The 5,273-nt window shown below is 74.0% G+C and carries 7 protein-coding genes; 1 reads left to right on the forward strand and 6 read right to left on the reverse strand.

The window, feature by feature from the left end:
• Nucleotides 1-487: LiaF domain-containing protein (locus tag ETD96_RS40910; protein ID WP_240808582.1), on the forward strand; the 487-nt coding region annotated here is incomplete at its 5' end.
• A gap of 43 nt (nucleotides 488-530) precedes the next feature.
• Here the strand turns inward: ETD96_RS40910 and ETD96_RS40915 are convergent.
• From ETD96_RS40915 to pgeF, 6 genes are all read right to left on the reverse strand, one after another.
• On the reverse strand, nucleotides 531-1,928 hold the full coding sequence (locus tag ETD96_RS40915; RefSeq protein ID WP_138641855.1) for a hypothetical protein: 1,398 nt from the start codon (nucleotides 1,926-1,928) through the stop codon (nucleotides 531-533).
• A gap of 162 nt (nucleotides 1,929-2,090) precedes the next feature.
• Nucleotides 2,091-3,020: a DivIVA domain-containing protein gene (locus ETD96_RS40920; RefSeq protein ID WP_138641856.1), complete on the reverse strand. Its 930-nt coding sequence runs from the start codon at nucleotides 3,018-3,020 to the stop codon at nucleotides 2,091-2,093.
• 57 nt (nucleotides 3,021-3,077) lie between these two features.
• Nucleotides 3,078-3,374, reverse strand: a complete 297-nt coding sequence (locus ETD96_RS40925; RefSeq protein WP_089324192.1) for a YggT family protein — start codon at nucleotides 3,372-3,374, stop codon at nucleotides 3,078-3,080.
• 21 nt (nucleotides 3,375-3,395) lie between these two features.
• Complete coding sequence (locus ETD96_RS40930) at nucleotides 3,396-3,932, reverse strand: cell division protein SepF (protein ID WP_138641857.1); 537 nt, start codon at nucleotides 3,930-3,932, stop codon at nucleotides 3,396-3,398.
• Between the two features lie 105 nt (nucleotides 3,933-4,037).
• Nucleotides 4,038-4,769 (reverse strand): YggS family pyridoxal phosphate-dependent enzyme, encoded by a 732-nt coding sequence (locus tag ETD96_RS40935; RefSeq protein WP_138641858.1) that lies wholly within the window; start codon nucleotides 4,767-4,769, stop codon nucleotides 4,038-4,040.
• Nucleotides 4,766-5,273, reverse strand: a 508-nt coding sequence (gene pgeF / locus ETD96_RS40940) for a peptidoglycan editing factor PgeF (RefSeq protein WP_138641859.1), incomplete at its 5' end; no start/stop codon positions are given. The genes ETD96_RS40935 and pgeF, both read right to left, overlap by 4 nt.

The following is a 5,273-nucleotide window of genomic DNA, read 5'->3' on the forward strand; positions in this document are numbered from 1 at the left end:
GTCCCCCAACCTGGTGGCGATCTTCGCCGGGGTGGAGCGCAAGGGCCGCTGGCTCGTCGAGCCCACCACCAACGTCTCCTGCGTGTTCGGCGGCGCCGACCTGGACTTCCGGCAGGCGGTCCTCAGCCAGAGCGAGGTCACCGTCAACGTCACCTGCGTCTTCGGCGGCGTCAACATGATCGTCCCGCCGGGGGTGCGGGTGATCGGGTCCAACACCTCCGTCTTCGGCGGCACCGAGCTGCCCGAGGACGACACCGCGGACCCGGGCGCGCCCGTCATCCGGATCACCGGGATGCTGCTGTTCGGCGGCATCTCCGTCAGCCGCCGCGCGGCCGGTGAGAAGGACGGCCGCCGCGACCGGCACCGGCAGGCCCACGAGCTGCACCGCAGGCACCACGAGGAGCTGCGGGAACTGCACCGCGAGCACCGGGACGCCCGCCGGGAGCGGCTGCGCGAACTGCGCGCGGAGCGGCACCGGGACCGCTGACCCGGCCCTACCGCGGGCCGGTGCACCGGCCCGCGGTACGGCGTCAGTCGCGGGCGTGCGCGCGGTCGGGCTGGCACACCAGGCAGGGCGTGCAGCCGCGGGACTTGGCCTCCGCGCGGGAGAGCGACTCCAGGTCGTCGGCGTCGTCGCCGACGTCCTCGATGAGGGCGCAGTCGACGCGGTGGTACCGCTTGGTGCCGCTCAGGATGCGGACCTGCGGGTCCTCCCCCTCCGGCTCGGCGGACGGCTCGTCCGCGGCCGGCTCCGGCTCGGGCGCCGCGAAGGCGTCCCCGGCGGAGGGCACGGAGGGCTCGGCGCCGGTCTCGTCGTCGGCGTGGCGCGGCTGCGGCGCCGCGGCCTCCGCACCCGCGAAGGGGGCCGAGCCGAGGTCGACGGTGACGTCCGGGGCGGCGGAGGCAGGCTCAGCGGGCCGCTTCCAGCCGGAGCGCTCCTCCGGCTCCTCCGGGGAGGGGTCGGCCTTCTCCGGCGTCTCCGGGGCGCTGGGGGCCGCGGCCGCGGCGGCGAACAGGCCCGCGGCGGGCACGTCGGTCAGGGTCGGCCCGGACGGGCCGCCGGACGGGGCCTCCGCGGCCGGCTCGTCCGCCCGCGGGATCTCCGCCGTGCGGTCGAACGCGCCGGGCTTGTCGAAGGAACCGGGCTTGTCGAAGGAACCGGGCTTGTCGAAGGAACCGGGCTTGCCGGGCGAGCCGGGGTCGGCGAAGGAGACGGGCGTGTCGAACGCCGTGGACGCCGCGGCTGAGGGCGCCGGCTTGGCGAGGCCCGCCAGGCCGCCCTCGGAGCGTTCCGCGCCGGGCTCGCGGCCGGCCGCCGCCGTGCCGCCGGAGTCGCCGCTCTCGGCCGGGGACGCGGGCGCCGACGCCGCGGCGCGCGCCGCCAGTGCGGTGTCGGGCATGCACGCGGTGCAGGGGCTGAACCCCTCCTCCTTGGCCTCGGCGTAGGTGAGCTCCTCGGTGTCGCGTCCGGCGAGCTGGCGGCAGGTGTCGAGGTGGTAGCGCTTGCGCCCGCGGACGACGAAGACCAGCGCGTCCTCGGGGACGTCGGCGGGCGGGGCGGGCACCTCCGCCGCGTCGTCGGCCGGGTCCGCCGGCGGGGACGCGGACGCCGCGGCCGCCGGGACGCCGGCGGCGCCCTTGGCGGGCGCCGGGGCCGGGGGCGCGGGCCTCTTGCGCCTGTCCTTCTTGGCCTTCTTGCTCTGCCGGGCCGGTACCGCCGAGGCTCCGGGGCCCCAGAGCTCCTTGCGCCGCAGGAACACCCCGATGGCCAGGCACAGCGCGGAGATGATGCTGACGGCGATCGATATGTAGATCACCACCAGCGCGTCCAGGCCGAAGACCTGCGCGCTGTCTCCGTTGCCGGCGACGATTCCCGCTACCAGGAGGGCGATCGCCACCACCACGAGAACGCCACTCAGGATGATCACAGGGTCTCTCCCACTCGTTCGGACCGCTCGGCTCCGGGCCGGTGCGAGGGACCCGGTCGCCGCCCACGACCGCCCGTCAGCGCCGAGAAGGCGCCCGCCGGGATGGCGCCGCTGCCACCCGGCGCGGGCATCGGGACGACACTATCGCCTGCGGCGGCCGCGTCAGCGCCGATCGTGCGGCGGGTTGTCGCCGCCCGCGTGGAAAGCGCCGGTCGCCGAGTGCTGCACCTGCTGGCCGTGCTCGGCCGGCTGCGGGAACGTGCCCGGCGCGGGCGAGGGACCGCCTGCGGCGCCGTTGCGGTTCTCCGGGTGCGGAAGGCCGGGCTGCGGACCCGTCTGCGGACCCTGCGGGGCGTTCTGCGGCGACTGGACCGGGGCCGCGCCCGGGACGGCGGCGAACGCGCCGGTCTCGGTGCTGCCCGCCTCCAGGTCGCGGAGCTGCCCCTCCAGGTACACCTTCAGGCGGCTGCGGTACTCGCGCTCGAACGCGCGCAGGTTGTCGACCTCGCGCTCGAGCTCCTCGCGCTGCTGCACGAGCGAGCCCATGACCTGGCGGTGCCGCTCCTGCGCGTCGCGGTCGAGGGCCTCGGCGCGGGACCGGGCCTCGCTGACGATCTGGTCGGCCTGCCGGCGGGCCTTGCCGAGGATCTCCTCGGCCTCGCGGCGGGCGCGGCCGAGCGTCTCGTCGGCCTCCCGGCGCGCGTCGGCGATCGCCTGGTCGGCGGTCTGCTGCGCGAGCGCGAGCACGCGGGCCGCGGTGTCCATGTTGTCCTCGCCGGTGGGGGCGGCGGACATGCCGAGGCCGCCGAGCACGGGCTCCGGCTCGGGCTGCGGCTGCGGCTCCGGGCGGGGCGGCTCGGGGATCTTCTGGACGTCCGGCTTCGGCTCCACGATGGGGGCGGCCATGGCGGGGACCTTGCCGCGCAGGCACTCGGCCAGCTTGGCCCGCAGCTCCTCGTTCTCCTGGATGAGGCGGTCGAGCTCCGCCTCGACCTCGTCGAGGAAGGCGTCCACCTCCTCCTCGTCGTACCCCGGCCTCAGCCTGGTGGTACTGAACTGCTTGTTCCGCACGTCGGCGGGTGTCAGCGGCATGTTCTCGTCTCCTTGGCGCGCTTGGAGTCTGTCCCTGAAGGACGGTATCCGATCGATCTAGGGACCGCCGAATACGGAGCCAATGACCATGATCAGGATCCAGACCACAAGGATGAGCACGGTGAAGCTGAGGTCCAGTGCAACGTTACCCAGACGGACCGGCGGGATGAAACGCCTCAGCAGCTTCAAGGGCGGATCGGTGATGGTATAGGTCGCCTCGGCGATCACCAGCACCACCCCGGAGGGCTTCCATTGGCGGGCGAACGACTGAAGGACCTCCAGCACCAGCCTCCCGATCAGGAAGAGGAGGAAGAGGTACAGGAGGTACGTCAGCACCTGTCCAGCGATGTTCACGGATACTCTCGCATGTGGCTATCAGCTCTGGTTGAAGAACCCACGTTCTGCCATCCGGGCCTTGTCCTCCGCCGTCACCTCCACGTTGGCGGGCGACAGGAGGAACACCTTGTTCGTAACACGCTCGATGCTCCCGTGCAGGCCGAACACGAGACCCGCCGCGAAGTCGACGAGACGCTTGGCGTCGCTATCGACCATCTCGGTCAGATTCATGATCACCGGTGTGCCCTCTCTGAAGTGCTCTCCGATGGTCCTTGCCTCGTTGTAGGTCCTGGGATGCAGGGTAGTGATACGAGCGAGGTCGGTGGTACCGGACTCGTAGAGCGCCACGGAGCGTCGCTCCAGCGTCGACGTGGAGTGATGGTCGCGATCCCGGTCCGCGGTCTCCTCCGCTCGGGTAAGCTGACCGCCGGATTCGTCCTCACGGCGACGGGTCTGACCGGGGTCGGTCTCGTCGTCGTAGACCTCGTACTCGTCGTAGTCGCCGTACTTGTCGTCGTAACGGTCGTCCTCCACAAGGCCGAGGTAGACCGCCATCTTGCGCATCGCGCTGGCCATACGCCCCTCCGTGTCCTGTGGCCGCGGCGCCGGGCGCGTCCGGCGCCGTCGTTGGACTGCTCCGTCGTGGCGACCCGCGTACCGCCAGGTACCACTGGGGGGACATTACCTGACGATTGCCCGTCGGCCGCCGAGCAACGCCGTACCGATCCGCAGGTGTGTCGCGCCGCACGCGATCGCCTGCTCCAGATCGCCGCTCATACCCGCACTGACGATCCGGGCGTCCGGATGGTTCCTTCGCATCTCCGCCGCGACCTCCGCAAGCCGGGTGAAGGCGGGCAGCGGGTCGGCGCCGAGCGGCGCGACCGCCATCACTCCGCCGAGCCGCAGGCCCGGCGCCCCGGCGATCGCGTCGGCCAGTTCCGGCACGGCGGCCGGCGCCGCGCCGCCGCGCTCACCGCGCGCCGCGGCCTCGTCCAGCGACACCTGGACCAGGCAGCGCAGCGTCCGGCCGGCGCGGGCCGCGGCGTCCGACAGCGCGGCGGCCAGCCTCGGCCGGTCCACCGAGTGGACGACGTCGGCGTAGCCGGCGACCGCGCGGGCCTTGTTGGTCTGCACCCGGCCGACGAAGTGCCAGGTGAGCGGGAGGTCGGCGCATTCGGCCGCCTTGGGGCGGGCCTCCTGGTCGCGGTTCTCGCCGACCTCGGTGAGGCCGAGTCCGGCCAGCAGCCGCACATCGGAGGCGGGGAAGGTCTTGGTCACCGCGATCAGCGTGACCTCGTCCGCGTCCCGGCCGGCGGCGGCGCAGGCCGCCGCGATCCGGGCGCGGACCTCGGCGAGGCCCTCGGCGAGCTCCGCGCGGCGCCGCTCGGGGGTGGGATCGGTCTCGCCGGTCACGCGCCGTCCTTGATCCAGACGAATCCCGCGAAGCGGCCGGTGCGGCCGTCGCGGCGGTAGGAGAACAGGCCCGCGTCCTCGATGGTGCAGCGCGGGTCGGCGGTGACCTCGGCCACCCCTGCGGAGGCGAGCTGCGCGGCGATGCCGGCGCGGATGTCGAGACCGGGGGTGCCCTTGGACGTCACGGCGTGCGCGGCGGGGACGACGGCGGCGACCTCGTCGCGCATCTCGGCGGGCACCTCGTAGCAGCGGCCGCACGCGGCGGGCCCGATCGCGGCGGTCATCCGGGCCGGGTCGGCGCCCCGCTCGCACATCGCCTTCACCAGCGCCGGGACGACGCCGGCGGCGGTGCCGGGGCGGCCGGAGTGGGCGGCGCCGACGACGCCGGCGACCGGGTCGGCCAGCAGCACGGGCGCGCAGTCGGCGACGAGGACGGCGAGGGCGAGGCCCGGGACGGTCGTGACGACGGCGTCGACGGGGCCGGGGGTCTCGGGGGAGGTGACG

Origin of the sequence: Actinomadura geliboluensis, assembly GCF_005889745.1 — a bacterium.
Classification (GTDB): Bacteria; Actinomycetota; Actinomycetes; order Streptosporangiales; family Streptosporangiaceae; genus Spirillospora; species Spirillospora geliboluensis.

Bases quoted from the DNA above. Each gene is read 5' to 3' on its own strand.
- ETD96_RS40920 (WP_138641856.1), bottom strand. From the start codon at position 3,020: ATGCCGCTGACACCCGCCGACGTGCGGAACAAGCAGTTCAGTACCACC.
- ETD96_RS40930 (WP_138641857.1), bottom strand. From the start codon at position 3,932: ATGGCCAGCGCGATGCGCAAGATGGCGGTCTACCTCGGCCTTGTGGAG.